This window comes from Thalassospira sp. CH_XMU1458, from assembly GCF_037027205.1.
Classification (GTDB): Bacteria; Pseudomonadota; Alphaproteobacteria; order Rhodospirillales; family Thalassospiraceae; genus Thalassospira; species Thalassospira tepidiphila.
Map to the genome: position 1 here is coordinate 1,320,418 of NZ_JAYMDW010000002.1, position 18,485 is coordinate 1,338,902.

Annotated in this window: 17 protein-coding genes; 12 read left to right on the plus strand and 5 right to left on the minus strand. The window is 55.8% G+C overall.

The features are described 5' to 3' along the window. Positions 1-46 precede the first annotated feature (46 nt). The 8 genes from alr (at position 47) to WBY09_RS13575 (ending at position 7,891) form a co-directional block, all read left to right on the plus strand. Entirely contained in the window at positions 47-1,168 is a 1,122-nt protein-coding gene (gene alr, locus WBY09_RS13540) for an alanine racemase (protein ID WP_120226201.1), read from the plus strand. A 59-nt stretch (positions 1,169-1,227) separates the two neighbouring features. Further along, positions 1,228-2,001 carry an MlaE family ABC transporter permease gene (locus tag WBY09_RS13545; RefSeq protein ID WP_008890538.1) on the plus strand — a complete coding sequence of 258 codons (774 nt, stop codon included), beginning with the start codon at positions 1,228-1,230 and terminating at the stop codon, positions 1,999-2,001. Between the two features lie 18 nt (positions 2,002-2,019). Then, complete coding sequence (locus WBY09_RS13550) at positions 2,020-2,796, plus strand: ABC transporter ATP-binding protein (protein WP_064781622.1); 777 nt, start codon at positions 2,020-2,022, stop codon at positions 2,794-2,796. A gap of 57 nt (positions 2,797-2,853) precedes the next feature. Then, a complete protein-coding gene (gene radA, locus WBY09_RS13555; RefSeq protein ID WP_063088371.1) occupies positions 2,854-4,266 on the plus strand; it encodes a DNA repair protein RadA in 1,413 nt (470 codons plus the stop codon). 58 nt (positions 4,267-4,324) lie between these two features. Further along, entirely contained in the window at positions 4,325-5,011 is a 687-nt protein-coding gene (locus WBY09_RS13560; RefSeq protein WP_008890535.1) for a CvpA family protein, read from the plus strand. A gap of 64 nt (positions 5,012-5,075) precedes the next feature. Then, positions 5,076-6,536 carry an amidophosphoribosyltransferase gene (gene purF, locus WBY09_RS13565; protein ID WP_336233002.1) on the plus strand — a complete coding sequence of 487 codons (1,461 nt, stop codon included), beginning with the start codon at positions 5,076-5,078 and terminating at the stop codon, positions 6,534-6,536. Continuing rightward, positions 6,533-7,243 (plus strand): SDR family NAD(P)-dependent oxidoreductase, encoded by a 711-nt coding sequence (locus WBY09_RS13570; protein ID WP_336233003.1) that lies wholly within the window; start codon positions 6,533-6,535, stop codon positions 7,241-7,243. The genes purF and WBY09_RS13570 overlap by 4 nt, the downstream gene beginning before the upstream one ends. A 174-nt stretch (positions 7,244-7,417) precedes the next feature. Continuing rightward, complete coding sequence (locus WBY09_RS13575; protein ID WP_286792241.1) at positions 7,418-7,891, plus strand: c-type cytochrome; 474 nt, start codon at positions 7,418-7,420, stop codon at positions 7,889-7,891. A 347-nt stretch (positions 7,892-8,238) separates the two neighbouring features. On the opposite strand, the gene der is transcribed toward WBY09_RS13575, so the two are convergent. From der to WBY09_RS13590, 3 genes are all read right to left on the minus strand, one after another. Beyond that, positions 8,239-9,774, minus strand: a complete 1,536-nt coding sequence (gene der / locus WBY09_RS13580) for a ribosome biogenesis GTPase Der (protein ID WP_336233004.1) — start codon at positions 9,772-9,774, stop codon at positions 8,239-8,241. 110 nt (positions 9,775-9,884) lie between these two features. Beyond that, entirely contained in the window at positions 9,885-11,219 is a 1,335-nt protein-coding gene (locus WBY09_RS13585) for an outer membrane protein assembly factor BamB family protein (protein WP_232308365.1), read from the minus strand. Between the two features lie 69 nt (positions 11,220-11,288). After that, complete coding sequence (locus tag WBY09_RS13590; protein WP_210519428.1) at positions 11,289-11,939, minus strand: tetratricopeptide repeat protein; 651 nt, start codon at positions 11,937-11,939, stop codon at positions 11,289-11,291. 496 nt (positions 11,940-12,435) lie between these two features. Here WBY09_RS13590 and WBY09_RS13595 point away from each other — a divergent pair, with 496 nt between their 5' ends. The 3 genes from WBY09_RS13595 (at position 12,436) to WBY09_RS13605 (ending at position 14,123) form a co-directional block, all read left to right on the plus strand. Beyond that, a complete protein-coding gene (locus tag WBY09_RS13595) occupies positions 12,436-12,861 on the plus strand; it encodes a hypothetical protein (RefSeq protein ID WP_008890527.1) in 426 nt (141 codons plus the stop codon). A gap of 83 nt (positions 12,862-12,944) precedes the next feature. After that, positions 12,945-13,343 carry a DUF2794 domain-containing protein gene (locus WBY09_RS13600; protein WP_336233005.1) on the plus strand — a complete coding sequence of 133 codons (399 nt, stop codon included), beginning with the start codon at positions 12,945-12,947 and terminating at the stop codon, positions 13,341-13,343. Between the two features lie 114 nt (positions 13,344-13,457). Next, positions 13,458-14,123, plus strand: a complete 666-nt coding sequence (locus WBY09_RS13605) for a tetratricopeptide repeat protein (RefSeq protein ID WP_336233006.1) — start codon at positions 13,458-13,460, stop codon at positions 14,121-14,123. Positions 14,124-14,202: 79 nt separating this feature from the next. On the opposite strand, the gene WBY09_RS13610 is transcribed toward WBY09_RS13605, so the two are convergent. Together WBY09_RS13610 and fliN are read right to left on the minus strand one after the other, a co-directional pair. After that, positions 14,203-16,557: a glucose/quinate/shikimate family membrane-bound PQQ-dependent dehydrogenase gene (locus tag WBY09_RS13610; protein ID WP_287444170.1), complete on the minus strand. Its 2,355-nt coding sequence runs from the start codon at positions 16,555-16,557 to the stop codon at positions 14,203-14,205. Between the two features lie 179 nt (positions 16,558-16,736). Continuing rightward, positions 16,737-17,039 (minus strand): flagellar motor switch protein FliN, encoded by a 303-nt coding sequence (gene fliN / locus WBY09_RS13615; RefSeq protein WP_040823589.1) that lies wholly within the window; start codon positions 17,037-17,039, stop codon positions 16,737-16,739. 232 nt (positions 17,040-17,271) lie between these two features. Between fliN and WBY09_RS13620 the strand changes: the two genes are divergently transcribed. Beyond that, positions 17,272-18,393 carry a PLP-dependent cysteine synthase family protein gene (locus WBY09_RS13620; RefSeq protein ID WP_064781642.1) on the plus strand — a complete coding sequence of 374 codons (1,122 nt, stop codon included), beginning with the start codon at positions 17,272-17,274 and terminating at the stop codon, positions 18,391-18,393. Positions 18,394-18,485: the final 92 nt, after the last annotated feature.

Sequence of the window (18,485 nt, forward strand, 5' to 3'; positions counted from 1 at the left end):
ATAGGGCAACCACCCATCCACCAACGGATTCCACGGGGTATTACGAATGACCGTTCTTCCCGCCGTCGGCCGTGCTGCCGAGTGCGCGGAACTGCAAATCAATCTGAAAGCAGTTGCCGACAACTACAAAACCCTGACCAAACGCTATACCGGGCGCACCTGTGCGGCTGTGGTAAAGGCGAATGCCTATGGTCTTGGCGCCGAAACCATTGTCCCGGTCCTGAAAAAGCAGGGATGCCGGCTGTTCTTTGTGGCACAAGCCAACGAAGCCGCCGAACTGTTCCCGGTGTTGCGTGGTGGTGGTCGCATTGCGGTTCTGAACGGTGTCCTGCCCGGTGACGAGGAATTCTTTATTGAAAATGACGTCATCCCGGTTCTGAATGATCTTGAACAGATCGAACGTTGGTCAAACCTGTGCCGCGAATATGAACGTCCGGCCCCGGCCTTTATCCATCTTGATACCGGTATGAGCCGCCTTGGCCTGACGCCGCTTGATGTCAGCAACCTTGTCGATCGCTATTCATCCCTGCTTTATGGGTTTGAAAAGGCCGGTTATATGACCCACCCGGTTGCGGCTGACGAGGCCGGAAACCCGGTGACGAAGGAACAGTACGACCTGTTCATGAAATGGTATCGGCGCCTGCCGCCGGCCCCGCGCGGGTTCTGTAACTCGTCGGCGATTTTCCGCAACGATGACTACCATCTGGAATTCTGCCGCCCGGGCATCGCCCTTTGGGGCGGAAACCCGACGCCGGAAACCACCAACCCGATGCGTTCTGTCGTGAATCTTAAGGTCAAAGTCCTTCAGGTCCGCGAAATCGATGAACCTCAGAGGGTTGGTTATGGCGGCACCTGGCAGGCAAAACGCAAATCGAAAATCGCCACCCTTGCAGTTGGGTATGCTGATGGTTGGCTGCGTTCACTGTCCAATTCCGGCAAGCTGATCATCAAGGGGCATGAAGTTCCCTATGTCGGGCGCGTTTCGATGGATGCGATCACGGTTGATATTACCGACCTTCCGGGCAAAACGCTTAAGGCCGGGGATATGGTGTCGCTTCTTGATGACAAGATGACGGTTGACGACGTTGCATCTGCTGCTGGTACAATCGGTTATGAAATTCTAACTTCTCTTGGACATCGCTACCGGCGGGTTTATACAGAGAGCTAAATCATAATAGCCAGCCAGACAATTCCGGCAGGTCGATAACAGGGGACTTCGAAGTACAGATGCCGATCTTTGCGCCGGTTGGCCATATGTTTCTGACCTTTTTGGCCCTTGTCGGTCGCGTCACGGTATTTGCGGGTCGCACCATCGGCCACATGGTTACACCGCCGATCTATTTCCGCCTGATTTTCAAACAGATGCGTGAAATCGGCTATTTCTCCTTGCCGGTTGTCGCCATGACCACCCTGTTTGCCGGGATGGTTCTGGCGCTGCAATCCTATTCCGGGTTCTCGCGATTTTCGGCCGAAAGTGCGGTTGCGACCGTGGTTGTCATTTCCATGACCCGCGAATTGGGCCCGGTGCTGGCTGGCCTCATGGTCGCTGGCCGTGTTGGTGCCGCCATTGCCGCAGAAATCGGCACCATGCGTGTGACCGAACAGATCGACGCACTTGTGACCCTGTCGACCAATCCGTTCAAATATCTGGTCGTGCCGCGTGTGATTGCCGGTTTGATCACCCTGCCCGTTCTGGTTCTGATCGGCGATATCATCGGGGTGATGGGCGGTTATCTGGTGGGTGTGAACAAGCTTGGCTTTAATGACGGCTCCTATATCCGCAACACGTTCCAGTATCTTGAACAGCTTGATGTGGTTTCGGGTCTGGTGAAGGCCGCCGTGTTTGGCTTTATCATCACGCTGATGGGGTGCTATCACGGGTATCATTCCCGCGGCGGCGCACAGGGTGTTGGTCAGGCAACGACCAACGCGGTTGTTTCAAGCTCCATCCTGATCCTGATTTCGAACTATATCGTCACCGAACTGTTCTTCACGCGATAAGGGCCGGTTGACAGGATCATGAGCAACACAGCCAAGATATCGCTTCGCAACGTTCACAAGGGCTTTGGCCCGAAAAAGGTGCTTCAGGGTGTCGACCTTGATGTCGCCAAGGGTGAATCGGTTGCCATCATTGGCGGTTCTGGCACCGGCAAGTCGGTTACGCTGAAATGCGTTCTGGGCCTGCTTACCCCGGATCAGGGATCGATCAAGGTGGACGGGGTCGAAATGACCACCGCATCACAGGCCGAACGCGATGCCATGCTGGCAAAAACCGGCATGCTGTTTCAAGGGGCTGCCCTTTTTGACTCACTCACCGTTTGGGAAAATGTCGCCTTTGGCCTGATCGAAGGTCAGGGCATGAAACCCGCCAAGGCTCGCGATCTTGCGATTGCACGGCTTGAGGATGTCGGTCTGGCGGCTGATATTGCCAACATGTCCCCGGCATCCCTGTCGGGCGGTATGCAAAAACGTGTGGGCCTCGCACGTGCCATTGCGACGGAGCCGGAAATCCTGTTCTTTGACGAACCGACCACCGGCATTGACCCGATCATGGGCGACGTCATCAATGATCTGATCGTCAAATGCACCCGTGAACTCGGTGCCAGTGCGATGACCATCACCCACGATATGGCCAGCGCACGCAAGATCGCTGATCGGGTTGCCATGCTATATCAGGGCAAGATCATCTGGGATGGGCCGGTTGCTGATATCGACACGTCCGATAACCCCTATTTGCAACAATTCGTTGCCGGTGATATCGAAGGTCCGCTTGAACTTGATCTCAAGCATCTCTGAGCGTTACCTGACCGACATAAGCCCTTACTGACACTTCTTTGATCTGCGGAGCATTCTGTGGCCAAAACCCAAAGCCGTTTCATCTGCCAGAACTGCGGTGCCGAATACCGCAAATGGACCGGGCGTTGCGACGCATGCGGTGAATGGAACAGCATCGAGGAAGAGCGCGTTGAAAGTGGGCCCAAGGCCACCGGCGGCATTGCCGGGGGTGCCAAGGGCAAGACCATCGAATTCGTCGCCCTTGAAGGCGAAAGTGCCAGCCCGAAACGCATCATAAGCGGCATCACCGAACTCGATCGTGCCTGCGGCGGCGGGCTTGTACCGGGGTCGGCCCTGTTGGTGGGCGGCGATCCGGGGATTGGTAAATCAACCATCCTTTTGCAGGCCGTCGGGGCCATGGCCGCCAAGCATAAATGCGCCTATATCTCGGGCGAGGAAGCCGTTGATCAGGTCCGCATGCGCGCCGCCCGTCTAGGCCTTGAAAAATCCAAGGTCGATTTTGCCGCTGCCACCAGCCTGCGCGACATCATCACCACCCTTGAAGCCAGCAGCCACGACGTGGTGGTGATTGACTCGATCCAGACCATGTATGCCGACACCCTTGATAGTGCACCGGGCACGGTTTCACAGGTCCGCGCCTGTGCGCTGGAACTCATCCGCCTTGCCAAGCGCAAGGGATTTGCCGTGCTTTTAGTCGGTCACGTCACCAAGGAAGGCCAGATTGCCGGTCCGCGCGTGCTGGAACATATGGTCGATACGGTTCTGTATTTCGAAGGCGAACGTGGTCATCAGTTCCGCATCCTGCGCGCGGTGAAGAACCGTTTCGGCGCGACCGATGAAATTGGCGTGTTTGAAATGGGCGATGCGGGCCTTGTCGAAGTCCCCAACCCGTCCGCACTGTTTCTGGCAGATCGTGATTCCCCGGTCAGTGGCACTGCGGTCTTTGCCGGGCTTGAGGGCACGCGCCCGATGCTGGTCGAAATTCAGGCGCTTGTGGCGCAATCGGCCCTTGCCACCCCGCGTCGTGCGGTCGTTGGCTGGGACTCTGCGCGCATGAACATGATTTTGGCTGTACTGGATGCCCGCTGTGGTCTACCGCTGAGCCAGTTTGATGTTTACCTTAACGTCGCCGGTGGTTTGCGGGTGGGTGAACCAGCGGCCGACATGGCGGTTGCGGCTGCGTTGATTTCGGCGGTCGCCGATGCGCCGGTTCCGGGCGAGACGGTAATTGTTGGTGAAATCGGCCTTTCGGGTGAAGTTCGCCCGGTCGGGCAGCTCGAATCGCGGCTGAAAGAAGCCACTAAACTTGGCTTTGGCAATGCCTATACGCCCAAGAATGGCACACAGGGCAAGAAGAAGATGTCGATCAAGGGCCTCAATCAGACCGAAATCGGCCATCTTCAGGATTTGGTAAACCTCTTCGGCGACGATGTCCGCGACAAGGTGCGTCCACGCGAAGGCATGTATTAAGCACCTTCAAAGCACGACTGCCCCGCCACCCGGACTGACGAACAAGGTTTACGCATAAATGGATTTCTCCGCCCTTCCCGATCTTGGCGCACGTGATGTGTTTGATCTGATTGTTGTCGGCATTTTGCTGATATCGGGGATCTTTGCCTTTTTCCGCGGTTTTATCCACGAAACGCTTTCGATGATGGGCTGGGTCGGTGCCGGGCTTGTCGCCCTTTATGGCTATCCGGTTGCGCGGCCTTATGTTCGGGATTTGATCCCGTCCGAACTGATTGCCGATCTGGCAACCGGGGTTGGCCTGTTTCTGATTTCGTTTTTGATTTTCTCGTTCATAAGCGGCCGCATTGGCCGGGCGGTTCAGAACTCCGGCCTCGATAGCCTCGATAGCACGCTTGGCTTTGTATTCGGCCTTTTGCGCGGGGCATTGATTGTCTGTATCGGTTTCCTGGCGCTGTCCTGGTTGCTGCCCGCAGATTCGCAGCCCGACTGGGTCCGCGATGCCCGCACCCGCCCGGTTCTGGAAGAAGGTGCCTTCCTCATTATGCGCATGGCACCTGACGAAATTTTCGATACCACGGCTCAAGAGCTTGAGCGCGCTCAGCGTGAGGCCGATGCGAACGAAAAAACCTATCGCCAACTTCTTGGTCCGGAACCAAAAGGGACTGGACCCGCGCCCCTAAACGGGTATACAAGGCCCTCGCGCGATGATTTGGATCGCCTGATTGAGGCGACCACTAACGAGTGAGGCGTGTGGGTTTCGTAAGAATAACGAATTCCGTGCGCCACCGGCGAGAGAGCGGAACCCACTCATGCTGACCACCAATCCATTTGATGACGACAAGCTACGTGAAGAATGTGGCGTCTTTGGCGTTTTTGGCTCCCCCGATGCGACGGCATTAACGGCCCTTGGCCTGCATGCGCTGCAGCATCGCGGACAGGAAGCCGCAGGCATTGTGTCCTATGACGGCGAAGATTTTCCGGCACACCGGGCATCCGGCCAGGTTGGCGATATCTTTGGTTCAGAAGATGTCATCAAAAGCCTGCCCGGTCACCGTGCGGTCGGCCATGTCCGCTACTCGACAGCGGGTGGCAAGGGCCTTCGCAACGTGCAGCCGCTTTTTGCCGATTTTGAATTCGGTGGTCTGGCGATTGCCCATAACGGCAACCTGACCAACTCGCTTGCGGTGCGTGAACGCCTTGTGAAACGCGGCTCGATCTTCCAGTCGACCTCGGATACCGAAACCTTCATTCACTTGATCGCGACCAGCCTGTATGAAAAGATCGTCGATCGCCTGATCGATGCGGTCCGTCAGGTTGAAGGTGCCTATTCGCTGGTCGTCATGACCCAGAAGAAACTGATCGGTGTGCGGGATCCGCTCGGTGTGCGTCCGCTGGTTCTGGGCAAGCTCAATGACGCCCATATCCTGTCATCGGAAACGGTTGGCCTTGATATCGTTGGCGCGGAATTCATCCGTGACGTCGAACCGGGCGAAATCGTTGAAATCACTGATGATGGCCTGCGCTCGATCAAGCCGTTCAAGCCACAAAAATCGCGCTTCTGCATTTTCGAGCATGTCTATTTCGCCCGCCCCGACAGCATCGTCGAAGGCACAAGCGTCTATGACGTGCGCAAGCATATCGGTCGCGAACTGGCCCGTGAATCCGCTGTTGATGCCGACGTTGTCGTGCCAATTCCGGATTCCGGCGTGCCGTCCGCCCTTGGTTATGCCGAGGAAAGCGGTATTCCGTTCGAACTGGGCATCATCCGCAACCACTATGTCGGGCGTACCTTTATCGAGCCGACCGATCAGATCCGCCACCTTGGCGTGAAGCTGAAACATAACGCCAACCCCGGCAAGCTTAAGGGCAAGCGCGTTATTCTGGTCGATGACTCGATCGTGCGTGGCACGACCTCGACCAAGATTGTTGATCTGGTCCGTCAGGCCGGTGCGGCCGAAGTCCATATGCGCATCACCAGCCCGCCGACCATGAACCCGTGCTTCTATGGCGTTGATACCCCGTCCAAAGACAAACTGATGGCGGCCAATCACGACATCGAAAGCATGGCAAAGATCATCGGCGTCGACAGTCTGGCCTTCGTCACCATTGATGGCCTGTATCGTGCGACCGGTCTTGAAGGCCGCGACAACGATAATCCGGCCTTCTGTGATGCGTGCTTCACCGGCGACTACCCGATCAAGCTCACCGATCACAATGCCGAAAACAAGGACCGCAAGCTCAGCCAGTTGGTTGAAAGGCAGTCTGCATGACCGACACCAAACGTCTTGAAGGTCGCGTTGCCCTGATCACCGGGGCATCGCACGGGATCGGATGTGCGGTTGCCAAACGCTTTGCTGCCGAAGGTGCGCATGTGATTGCGGTTGGTCGTAATGTCGGTGCGCTTGAAGAACTGAGTGACGAAGTGACCGAAGCCGGTGGCAAGATCACCCTGCTGCCGCTTGATCTGACCATGTTTGACAAGATCGACATGCTGGGTCCGACGATCTATGAGCGGTTCGGCAAGCTTGATATCGTGGTGGGCAATGCCGGCCTTCTGGGCGAAATCGCCCCGGTGGGCCACATTGATGCGCAGGTGTTCCAGAACACCTATGCCACCAACGTCACGGCGAACTTCCATCTGATCCGTACCACGGACAAGCTGCTGCAGCTGTCTGAGGCTGGCCGGGCAATCTTCGTGACCTCGAACGCATCAAGCAAGGGGCGTGCGTTCTGGGGCCTCTATGCATCGACCAAGGCAGCGCTTGAAAGCCTTGTTCTGTCCTATGCGCAGGAACTCGAACAGACCAAGGTCAAAGTAAATCTGGTCAATCCGGGCCGCATCCGCACCAAAATGCGTGCTGAAGCCTATCCGGGCGAAGATCCCCAAACCCTGCCGACGCCCGAAAGCATCACCGATGTCTTCGTCGATCTGGCAGAAGCTAACTGCACCAAGCACGGCGAAGTGGTTGACGCTTAGTGATTGCGACCGAAAAACCAAAAAATCAAAGGGCCCCAAGCGGGCCCTTTTCCGTATGCGTCAAATGAACACCGGCATCACGCATAAAATTCAGATCAAACCATTGCCATACTTGGTGTTTGCCCGATAGCATGCAGGAATTATCCCGCCACCGGCATCGGAGCACGGCATTACATGAATTCGTTCACCCCTTCCCGCTTTATTGCCGCACTTGGCGTCACTGTGAGTTTGGCGACCTTTGCCACTACAACAATCGCAAAAGACGCCTCAGCTGCTGAAAACAGCAGCCCCGTGATGCCACAAATGGATGCCGAACGTGGCAAAACACTCTTTGCCGAGAGGGGCTGTGTGATCTGTCATTCGGTGAATAATGTCGGCAGCGATGTCGCCACCAGCCTTGACGCATCAAACATGAATATCGCCCGCGAGCCGTTCGAATTCTTTGCCCGCATGTGGCGCGGCGCACCGCAGATGTTGGCCCTGCAGCAGGCCGATCTCGGCTATCAGATTGATTTCTCCGGCCAGGACATTGCCGACATTTTCGCCTTTGTCCAAAGCCGCGAAATCCAGGAAGGCTTCACCGAACAGGACCTGCCCGACCATATCAAGGAAATCATTGATAACGGCCCGTCTGCCGCATTCGAATAAGGCCTTGCGCAGCTATCTAGCACGAAAAAGCCGCCCTCGTTTCCGACGGGCGGCTTTGTTGTGTTTGGCAACAGGTCGAAACCAGAGCGCGTCGGGTCTAATCGGTACCATTTTGCCGGAGATAACCTTCTGTCCGGCGAGGAAAGGACCGCAGGACGTAGCGGGGCTACGTTCAAGGGTCTTGACGCTGCGGGGCGGAAGGTTATCCCGGCCCGGAGGGTTCGCTTTTGGCGGCGTTTCGCGACGTTACACCGTTTGACCGATGCGCAACATCGCTCTGCACGCTGTGCCTTGCCAAACGACACGCCAAAAACAAACAAAATGATGCCGATTAAACGCGACGCGCTCTAGCGTTTCTTTTTCTTGTTGGCATAGGGGTTATCACTGCTGCGCAGATAAATACGGATCGGAACGCCCGGCATATCGAAATCTTCGCGCAGACCATTGATCAGATAGCGGGTATAGCTTTCGGGCAGTTCGGCTGCCTTGGAGCAGTTGATAAAGAAGCTTGGCGGACGCGATTTCGCCTGGGTCATATAACGCAGGCGAATACGACGCCCGGAAATGACCGGCGGCAAATGGCGTTCGGTGGTTGCTTCGAGCCAACGGTTCAGCTGCGAGGTCGGGATGCGACGGCTCCAGATATCGTGGATATCAAGAACGGTCGGCATCAGGCGATCCGTGCCACGTCCCGTAAGGGCCGAGAAGGTCAGAACCGGAATACCCTTGGCCTGGGCAAAGGAAGTATCAAGCTTGTCACGCAGTTCCTGCATGACGCCCTTTTTGTCGATGATTGCATCCCACTTGTTAACCGCAATGATCAACGCACGGCCTTCTTCAAGCACCATACGCGCAATCGTCAAATCCTGCTTATCAAGCGTGTTGGTCGCATCAAGCATCAGGACCACGACCTGCGCATAGCGGATCACGCGCAGCGTATCGGCAACCGACAACTTTTCAACGCGGTCATCAATCTTCTTCTTGCGGCGCATACCAGCGGTATCAACCAGACGGATCGGGCGGCCTTCATAGGACCAGTCGACCGCAATCGAATCACGGGTGAGCCCGGCCTGCGGCCCGGTCATGACGCGCTCTTCGCCAAGCAATTGGTTCAGAAGGGTTGATTTACCAGCATTCGGACGACCGACAATTGCCAACTGGATTTTCGAATTGTCACGTGCGCCTTCGACAATCAGTTCGCCATCTTCGTCTTCGTCGTCCTCGCTGAATTCGATCTCATAGGACGGGAAGACTTCACCTTCATCATCGGCAAAACCGTCTTCATCGTCGAAATCTTCATCTGCAAGGCTATCCGCACGGGCCTCATTCAGCGCTTCCTGTGCTGCTTCGCGCGCATGCTGTCTGGCAACCCGTTCGCGGTCTTTCCATTCTTTCCAGTGTGGCTCAAGCATGTCATAGAGCAACTCGATCCCAAGGCCGTGCTCGGCCGAGATCGGCGCGACATCGCCAAGACCAAGGCCATAGGCCTCATAAAGACCCGGATCCTGATCACGGCCTTCGTGCTTGTTGGCAATGACATAGACCGGCTTCTGGCGTTTGCGCAGCCAATCGGCAAAATGGTTATCAAGCGGCGTCAGACCGGCACGGGCATCAATCAGGAACAGCGCAACATCGCATTCCTCAAACGCCTTTTCACTTTGTTGGCGCATCATGCCTTCGACGGAATTATCAAACGCTTCTTCCAGACCGGCGGTGTCGATAATGTCAAAAGACATATCGCCAAGGCGTGCCTTGCCATAACGGCGGTCACGGGTCACACCGGGCTGATCGTCCACAAGCGCCAGCTTTTTGCCGACCAGACGGTTAAACAGGGTCGACTTCCCGACATTGGGGCGACCGATAATGGCAACTTTCAGCGACATCTGATTTTCAGACTCTCGTAATAAAAGGCGTTATGCGCCGTGGGCACATTGACCCACGGCGCATCGCAAATCCTGCAAGGCAAATCGCCTTGCCTAAAACTGTATCCTGATCAGCGATATGCGATTAGATCGGCATCCGCAGTCAGGAAGTAAAGGCTGTCACCGGCAACAGATGGCGGCAGGGTAATTGGCCCGGATACTTCGTCCTCACCAAGAATGTCACCGCTATAAGGGGAAACAGTCATTACTTCGCCCTGCTCGTTACCAACGATCAACCTGTCACCGGCCAGTACCGGCCCTGTCCAGACAATCGGGCCTTCCTGATCCTCGGGATCGGTAAAACGGGGCAGAACGGTCACCCATTTAACCTGTCCGGTGCGTCGACGCAAGGCAATCAAGTCATTTGTGTTGGTTAGCAGGTATACATATTCGCCGGCCACCCACGGTGACTGGATGCCACCGGCCTCAAGTTCCCAGACACGAACCCCGGTGCGAAGGTCAATCGCGGTCGTCAAACCGGAGTTACTTGTCGCAATCACCAGGTCATTATCAATCACCGGCAGGCCGCGAATATCGGCAATCGCCGACACCGCATCGGTACGACCGGCCGCCGCCAGCGCATCCGACCAGATCACCTGACCGTTTTCAACACGAAGGGCATAAAGCTCGCCCGTCGAATAGGCCGAAATAACAACACCCTGATCCACCGCCGGGCTGGCACCACCGATAAAGGAGGCGCCCTCGGACGCACCACGATGGTTCCAAAGCGTTTCACCGGTGCGCGCATTCAGTGCGACGGTCTGGTTATCGATGGTAATGGCAAACACACGGCCACCACGCACAGTCGGCGCAGAACGCATCGGCGCCGTCACCTGTTGACGCCAAAGGATCGTGGCACTTGGCGCATCAATGGCAATGATTTCGGCAAAGCCCGTCGTGGCATAGATAACACCGGCCTCATAGGCCAGACCGCCGCCCAAAAGCGTGCTGTCTTCTTCGTCCTCAGGGGCCAGTTCAAGCGACCAGATCCGCTTGCCCGAAGATGCGGCAAAGGCACGTACTTCGGCGCTGGCGTCGATGGTAAAGATCACACCGCGCGCGACAATCGCCTGATTAAGCAGAAGGTTGTCATCCATCGATCCTTCGCCGATATCAATCGACCAGTCCTGTTCTAGGACATCGTTATCAAGGGCAACGTGATGAAGTGCGTGGCTCGGATAGCCGCCATTTTGCGGCCAGTCGACCATGGGTTCCGGTTCAGGCAAAATCACGCGCTGGTCGGTCAGTTCAATGTCGGGCTGAACCGTGCTTTGCAGGGCAAGGACCGAAATACGCTCGCCGGGAAGCGGCGGATCTTCTGCCTCGCCAAGCCAGCCTGAGCACCCTGCCAAAAGGCCCGTCAGGCCCATTACGCAAAGAAGTGACTTAATACCGCGTGTGGTCAAAACCGTATCCCCTGAAAAAACTCACGTCATATGGATCGCGGATTGCGATCCATTGATGCCCGAAGAACCTCAGGCACCAACAGCCTTGAGAATTTCACTTGCCCGTGCGCGCATTCCGGCCGGCGCACTGTTATCATCAGCAATCTCGGTCAGAAGCGGTTTGGCAGCTTCGACCTCACCACCTGCGATATGCAGAAGTGCAATCATTTCACGTGCAGAGTAATACCACGCATTCTCGGGCACTGCGATCGGCTCAAGACGCGTGATAAGGTCCTGTGCGTTTTCGGCACTGGCACTGTTCATTGCGATCTGAACCACCGCAAGATCGCGATAAACCTGATCAATGTCGGAATTACCGGCAATCGCTTCGAGTTCGCTGATTGCAGACGGCGTTGCATCCGCGCGAAGGTAAACAGCGGCCTTCTGGAAATGACCGAGCGCGACAAAATCGGCATTGCCATCAGCGATGATCGCATCAAGGGCGGCCAATGCGGCGTCTTCGTCGGTTGCGCTGTCCTGTGCCAGTTCGACGGCATTTGCAAGACGGGTACCGTTTTCGATGCTGGTGCTGGTTTCATAGGTTTTCCAGCCTTCACGACCGGCAACACCCAGCACGATGGCCGCTGCAACGCCGATCACGTATTTCCCGTATTTGCGCCACAGCTCTTCGCTGCGTTCACGCTTAAGGTCTTCTTCGACTTCCTGGAAAATATCAACCACGAAAACGGCTCCAATCCGGTCACAATAAAGCGGGCAACCTGCCCGCTTATCTGAAAAATTTCTGGCAAGGATTTAACGCGCCAGCGGGTACAGGGTCAAGTCTGCTCGACACCATTCCGGTTATTCCTACGATTATTTTGCCCCGCCCTCGGATTAAGCGGGATCTCAATAACCGTTTCATGGCTGATATCAGCGTCATGTGGCCCAATTCGGGCACAGCAAACCCAACGGGAAAGAATTGCCTGCCAGATGCACATTTTCGCCGCGACGTCGCCCGTTTTAAACGGCTTTGAAATGTTTGAACGCCACCATCACCGCACCCGGATGCTTTTTGACATTGATGCACAGGGCTGAAAACGCCCACGATCAGTGCCACATGTCGTTTTATCAGGGGCAAAGACACAGTTCGGCACAGGGCTTGCTTTGGTAAATGCCAAGGGAACAGATTTGAACTTGTCATCGGTCATATTTGCCCGGTGAGCGGACGGAGACCACAATGAAACGTCGTGAGACTGCACATACCAAGCCCGCAAAACGGCGCCTTATCCGACAGCGTATCCTTGCCGGGCTGTTTGCAGCCTTGATGGGGTCCACTGTGTCGGGCTGTGGAACAACGATGTCCGATGTTGTCGGCACCAGCCTGTTTACCGGCGGTGAATGGTATATTGCCTTTGACGTGGTCAGCATCATCAATTCCGACAAAACCCTGATTGACCATGCGGTTTCGCTGTCGACCGGTCAGGATTGCTCCACCATCCGCAAGATTGACGGCAAGTCCTATTGCAAAAAGGAACCGGTGCCGGAACCGCCGCTTTATTGCTATCGCTCGCTTGCGGCGGTCAGTTGCTATCGCACGCCCGATCCCTATAACACCGGATCGCAAACCGTTGATTGGCCGCCAACCCGTTCACGCAGCCTCTAAAATCCGGTCTGTTTTTCATCCATTGAAACTTGAGGCATCGGCCAATCCGCGCTACCGTGTCATCAGGTTGTCATTTTCCCATTGTGGCAAAGGACAATCTCGAACACACGCTGCCGGAGTACCACATGGGAACATTGTTCGATTTGGCCAAATACCGCAAAGCCAAAAGCTTTGTTCATTTTGACCGGGCTGAACTAATGAAACTCATGAATACGTATTCCCGACAGGTTGCCAGCGGCGCCTGGAAGGATTATGCCATCGATCATCTGGACGGGATGGCGATGTTTTCGATTTTCCGTTCAACCCACGAAACCCCTCTTTTCACGGTCATCAAGCTCGGCAACGAGCACAAAAATGCCGGACAATATGTTGCCCTGCATAGCGGTGAGCGCATCAAACAAAGCGCTGAAATCGTCAATGTACTTGAAGCCATCGAAAAACGCGCCCGCAAGGTCGTGCCCCTGTTTAAAACAAACTCCTGACGGTTCCCACACGTGACCAGCCCCTCATCGGCCAGCCCTTCGGGCCGACACCCCTTATTCGCGCTTGCCGTGCTGACCTGCCTGTTGTTGCCAACAGCGGGAAACACAGCAGGCATGAGCAAGGAATACCAGACAGGCTACTATGCCTATCAGGCTGGGGATTACGTGCGCGCGCAATCTTTCTGGCATCTGGCGGCACAGGAAAACGACCCGTATGCGCAATATGCGCTGGGCCTGCTGTATTTTCGTGGTGATCTGGGGGCGCCTGAATACGAAATGGCGGCTGATTGGTTTGGCAAGGCTGCAAAGACCAACCATGGTGGGGCGACCTATTATCTTGGCCTGATGCATTTCAACGGATTTGGCCTGCCCTATGATCATTTTCAGGCCACGAAGTATTTCAAGCGCGCACTACGCATTGATCCGCACAATGCCAATGCCGCCTATATGATCGGCGCGCAGTATTTCCACGGTCGTGGGGTCCGACAGAACTTTGTCGAGGCCGCGCATTACTTTGAAATTGCCGCGAACGAAAACATGCACGCCGCACAATTCATGTACGGTGCCTTGCTTGAACGTGGCTGGGGCGTGAAACAGAATTATGCCGACGCCTATTACTGGCTAAGACGTGCTGCACGCGGCCCGATCAGCTTTCCCGAAGGTGCCAACGAGGCAGAACCACTGAACCCGCAGGCCGCACTGGACGCGCTGGAACCAAGGCTCCGGCCCGAGGAAATTCAACGGGTTGAAAAACGCCTCGCCCTTGATGCGACGGGATAGGCTTGCAAGCACCAGATACGACACGCGCACCTGATTTCTTTCAGGTGCGCGTGCGCATTAAGGTCTGTTTTGGCCGGTCTTACTCGGCAAGCTTATAGGCAATCACATAATCGCCCGGCTTGGTGCCAATTGATCCATGACCACCTGCGACGATCAGCACATATTGCGTCCCGTCATCGGTTTCATAGGTCATCGGCGTTGATTGACCACCGGCCGGAAGACGGGTTTCCCAAATCTTCTCGCCGGTCGTTGCGTCATAGGCACGGAAATAGTTATCAACCGCCGCGCCAAGGAACGCCACACCACCCTTGGTCAGGATCGGGCCACCAATGCCCGGCACACCAAGTTCGAATGGCAACGGCAACGGGGTCATGTCTTCGACCGTACCGTTTTTGTGCATATAGGCAATCTCGCCCGTACGCAGGTCGGCACCGGCAACATATCCCCATGGCGGGGCCTGGCACGGAATGCCAAGCGGCGACAGGAACGGTCCCATTTCAACCGCGTAAGGCGCACCTTCGTTACGGTTAATCCCCATTTCACTGGCCTTTTCACTGCCACGGGGCGGCACCTCGGCACGCGGGATCAGGCGCGAGGTAAAGGCAAGATAGGTCGGCATGCCAAACATGATCTGGCGTTCCGGATCAACCGCAACACTGCCCCAGTTGAACGTCCCGAAGTTGCCGGGATACACCAGCGTCCCTTCCAGAGACGGCGGCGTGTAGCGGCCTTCGTATTTCAACAGATGGAATGCTATGCGGCACGCCATCTGATCAAACAGGGTAATGCCCCACATGTCCTTCCCGGTCAGCGGTTCCGGCATGAAGGTCAGGTCTGAAACCGGCTGGGTCGGGGCGGTATGATCCTCGGGAATTGCGCCACCGGGTGCGGGCACCTCGGTCACTGGAATGATCGGCTCACCGGTGCGGCGGTCCAGAACATAGATATCGCCCTGTTTGGTTGGCCCGACCAGTGCCGGAACGGTTTCCCCATCGGGGCTGGTGATATCAAGCAGGGCTGGCTGTGCCGGTACATCCATGTCCCAAAGATCATGATGCACCGTCTGGCGCACCCACTGGACCTGACCAGTCTCAAGGCTGAGTGCCACGATCGACGAGGAATAGGTTTCCACATTTTCATCGCGGTTCATGCCCAACTGATCAGGGACCTTGTTGCCCAGCGGCACGTAAATCATCCCAAGCGCCTCGTCCGCACTGGAAACCGACCAGCTGTTGGGCGAATTGGCGGTATAGGTCTGATCATCGGGGATCGGTTCGGTTTGTTCCGGATTACCGGAATCCCAGTTCCAGATCAGCTCGCCGGTATTGATGTCATAGGCGCGAATAACGCCAGACTGCGATTTGGTGGAATAGTTGTCATTCACGGCCCCGCCAATGATGATCTTGCCATCAGCGGCCACCGGCGGCGACGTTGAATAATAATAGCCCGCCGGATTGTAGGGCATGTTGGTTTCCAGATGCACCGTGCCCTCATCCCCGAATGACGGGCAAATTTCACCCGTTGCCGCATCAAGGGCGATCAGACGTGCATCGGATGTCGGCAGGAACACACGTTCGGTGCACGGGCCGGTTTCGTTGGTGGCCGCATCCTTGTAATAGGTGACACCCCGGCATGTCTGATGCTGACGGTCGGGATTTTGCGGAATACCCGGATCAAATTTCCACTTTTCCTGTCCGGTTTTAGCATCAATCGCAATCGCCCAACTGTGCGGTGTGCAAAGATACAGCGTCTCGCCGATCTTAAGCGGTGTGACCTGATAGGTGGTTTCAGGCACGTCACTTTCGCGTTTCAAATCACCGGTCTGATAGACCCAGGCCTGTTCAAGCGATGCAACATTATCGGTATTGATCTGATCAAGCGGTGAATAACGTTGCCCATAGCTCGTTCGCCCATAATGATGCCAATCGCCATTCGGCACGGAGCCCCCATATTGCGGGTTGTCGACAACCTTACTGGTTGGCAGGGTGCCCTCGATTGCATTGGGATTGTTCATCATCGAATAGACCGCAACGATCACGGCGATGACAATACTACCTTCAAGCACAAAGGACCGAACCGGTGTCGCATTCTCGCTTGCGCTGTCCTGATCCTGCGACGCCCGGACCAAAGTTTTGCGGAAAACAGGCGTCATCAGCCAAAGCCCGACAACAATGATCAGACCGCCGCGCGGGGCCAGTTGCCACCAGTCAAACCCGGCCTCCCACACAGCCCAGACCAGGCTTGCGAGTGTAAACACGCCATAAAACGGCAACAGAACGGGCTTGCGTGAAAAGGCCAGAAAGCTTGCAAACAGGAAGGCCAATCCGGCAAGCGCGTAATAGAAGCTCCCGCCGACCGCAATCAGCCATGCACCGCCAACAGCAAGTGCAAGACCAATCAAAGCCAGAAGGCCTGATGTCACTAGATTAATCATGGGGTAACCCTCGGCTAAATGAGGTCGCCAACCGTCATCAAAGACAGTGGACCGGAACTTGAGTCTTCAAAGGGGTTTATCCACAAACGCCTGAAAACCTTGCAAGTTCCACCGAGGACAAAAAAATCCCACCGTCAGACATGAGCCGGTGGGATGCGTTGATTGCGGTGCGTTCGCAATTAGTGGTGGGTTTCGATCACCATACCGCTTTTGACAACCTCGGTAATCGTCACACCCAGATTTTCATCAACGACAACCAGTTCCCCGCGGGCGACCAGACGGTTGTTGACGTAGATATCAACCGGCTCCCCCACGCGGCGGTCCAGCTCAAGCACGGCACCACGGGTCAGGCGCATCAATTGCGCGACCTGGATCTGGCTTTTGCCAATCACCGTTGACACACGCACAGGCACGTCATAGGCCGCCCCAATGTCAGAGGCCCCCATACGTACGCTAAACGGGTCCTTATCGTCGTCAGCCATGATTTCGCGCCATCCCGTCAAATCGAAAGAATCGTGAAGCTTGTATCTTAAAGGTGAGCTTTGAAAAAAGTGTTAGCAAGCCCAATCTGATAAAATCGACGATTGCTGATCGGTTCTGAAAATGTATCAGCACAATTTTACTGTCGTTTTTTGTATTATATTGCCCTAAACAGATGACGATTCCGGGCCAAACTTGGCCAAAAAGTGATCCAACCAGACATCAGGATGTTTCATGCCTTATGACCGCCAATGGGTGGCCGATGCCATCAGCACGATTGAAGCCGATTTCAACCGGTCTGCCGATACCCATCTGATCCGCCTTGATCTGCCAAAGCTTGGTGACATTGGCCTGTACCTTAAAGATGAGTCGACCCATCCGTCCGGCAGCCTCAAACATCGTCTGGCGCGATCGCTGTTTCTCTATGGGCTGTGCAATGGCTGGATCAACAATGACACCCCGATCATCGAGGCATCCAGTGGCTCGACCGCCGTGTCAGAGGCCTATTTTGCCCGCCTTCTTGGCCTGCGCTTTATTGCGGTGATGCCGAAATCCACATCACAGCAAAAAATCGATCAGATCGCCTTTTATGGCGGCGAAAGCCATCTGGTCGATCACAGCGGTCAGATTTATGAGGAATCGCAACGTCTGGCGCGCGAGCTGGGCGGCCATTACATGGACCAGTTCACCTATGCCGAACGCGCGACCGACTGGCGCGGTAACAACAACATCGCCGAAAGCATCTTTGATCAGCTCAAACGCGAACCCCACCCCATTCCACGCTGGATCATTGTCGGCGCCGGAACAGGCGGCACATCATCGACCATCGGGCGCTATATCCGTTATGGCCGAAGCCTTGGTCAGGGCTGTGAGCTTTGCGTGGCCGACCCGGAAAACTCGGTTTTCTATAATGGATATGAAACCGGTGACTGTTCGGTCACCAACAGCAAGGGATCGCGCGTTGAAGGCATTGGTCGCCCGCGTGTCGAACCCAGCTTCAACCCGACCGTGGTCGATCGCATGTATCGCATCCCAGATGCGGCCAGCTTTGCGGCCCTCTATTATCTAAAAAAGCATCTTGGTCGGCGCTGCGGCGGATCGACAGGCACCAACCTGATCGCGACCCTGTCGCTGATCTCGGAAATGAAGAAAGCCGGTCAAACCGGGTCGGTCGTGACCTTGCTCTGTGATGGCGGGGATCGCTACTGCGATACCTATTACAATCCCGACTGGCTCAAGGCGCAGAACATCGACCTGACACCGTGGACAGATGCACTCGACCGCTTTGACGAAACAGGCCTCTTTGACATGCCGCTTGATCATTGCAGCGGTTACGCCGGGCGTTCGGCAACCTAAGCCTCACCAATCTGCGAACACAAAAAAAGACGGGCGGTTAAACCGCCCGTCAGTCTTATCAGGGGAAGCTTCTCAGGGAGGAGAGACAGTCC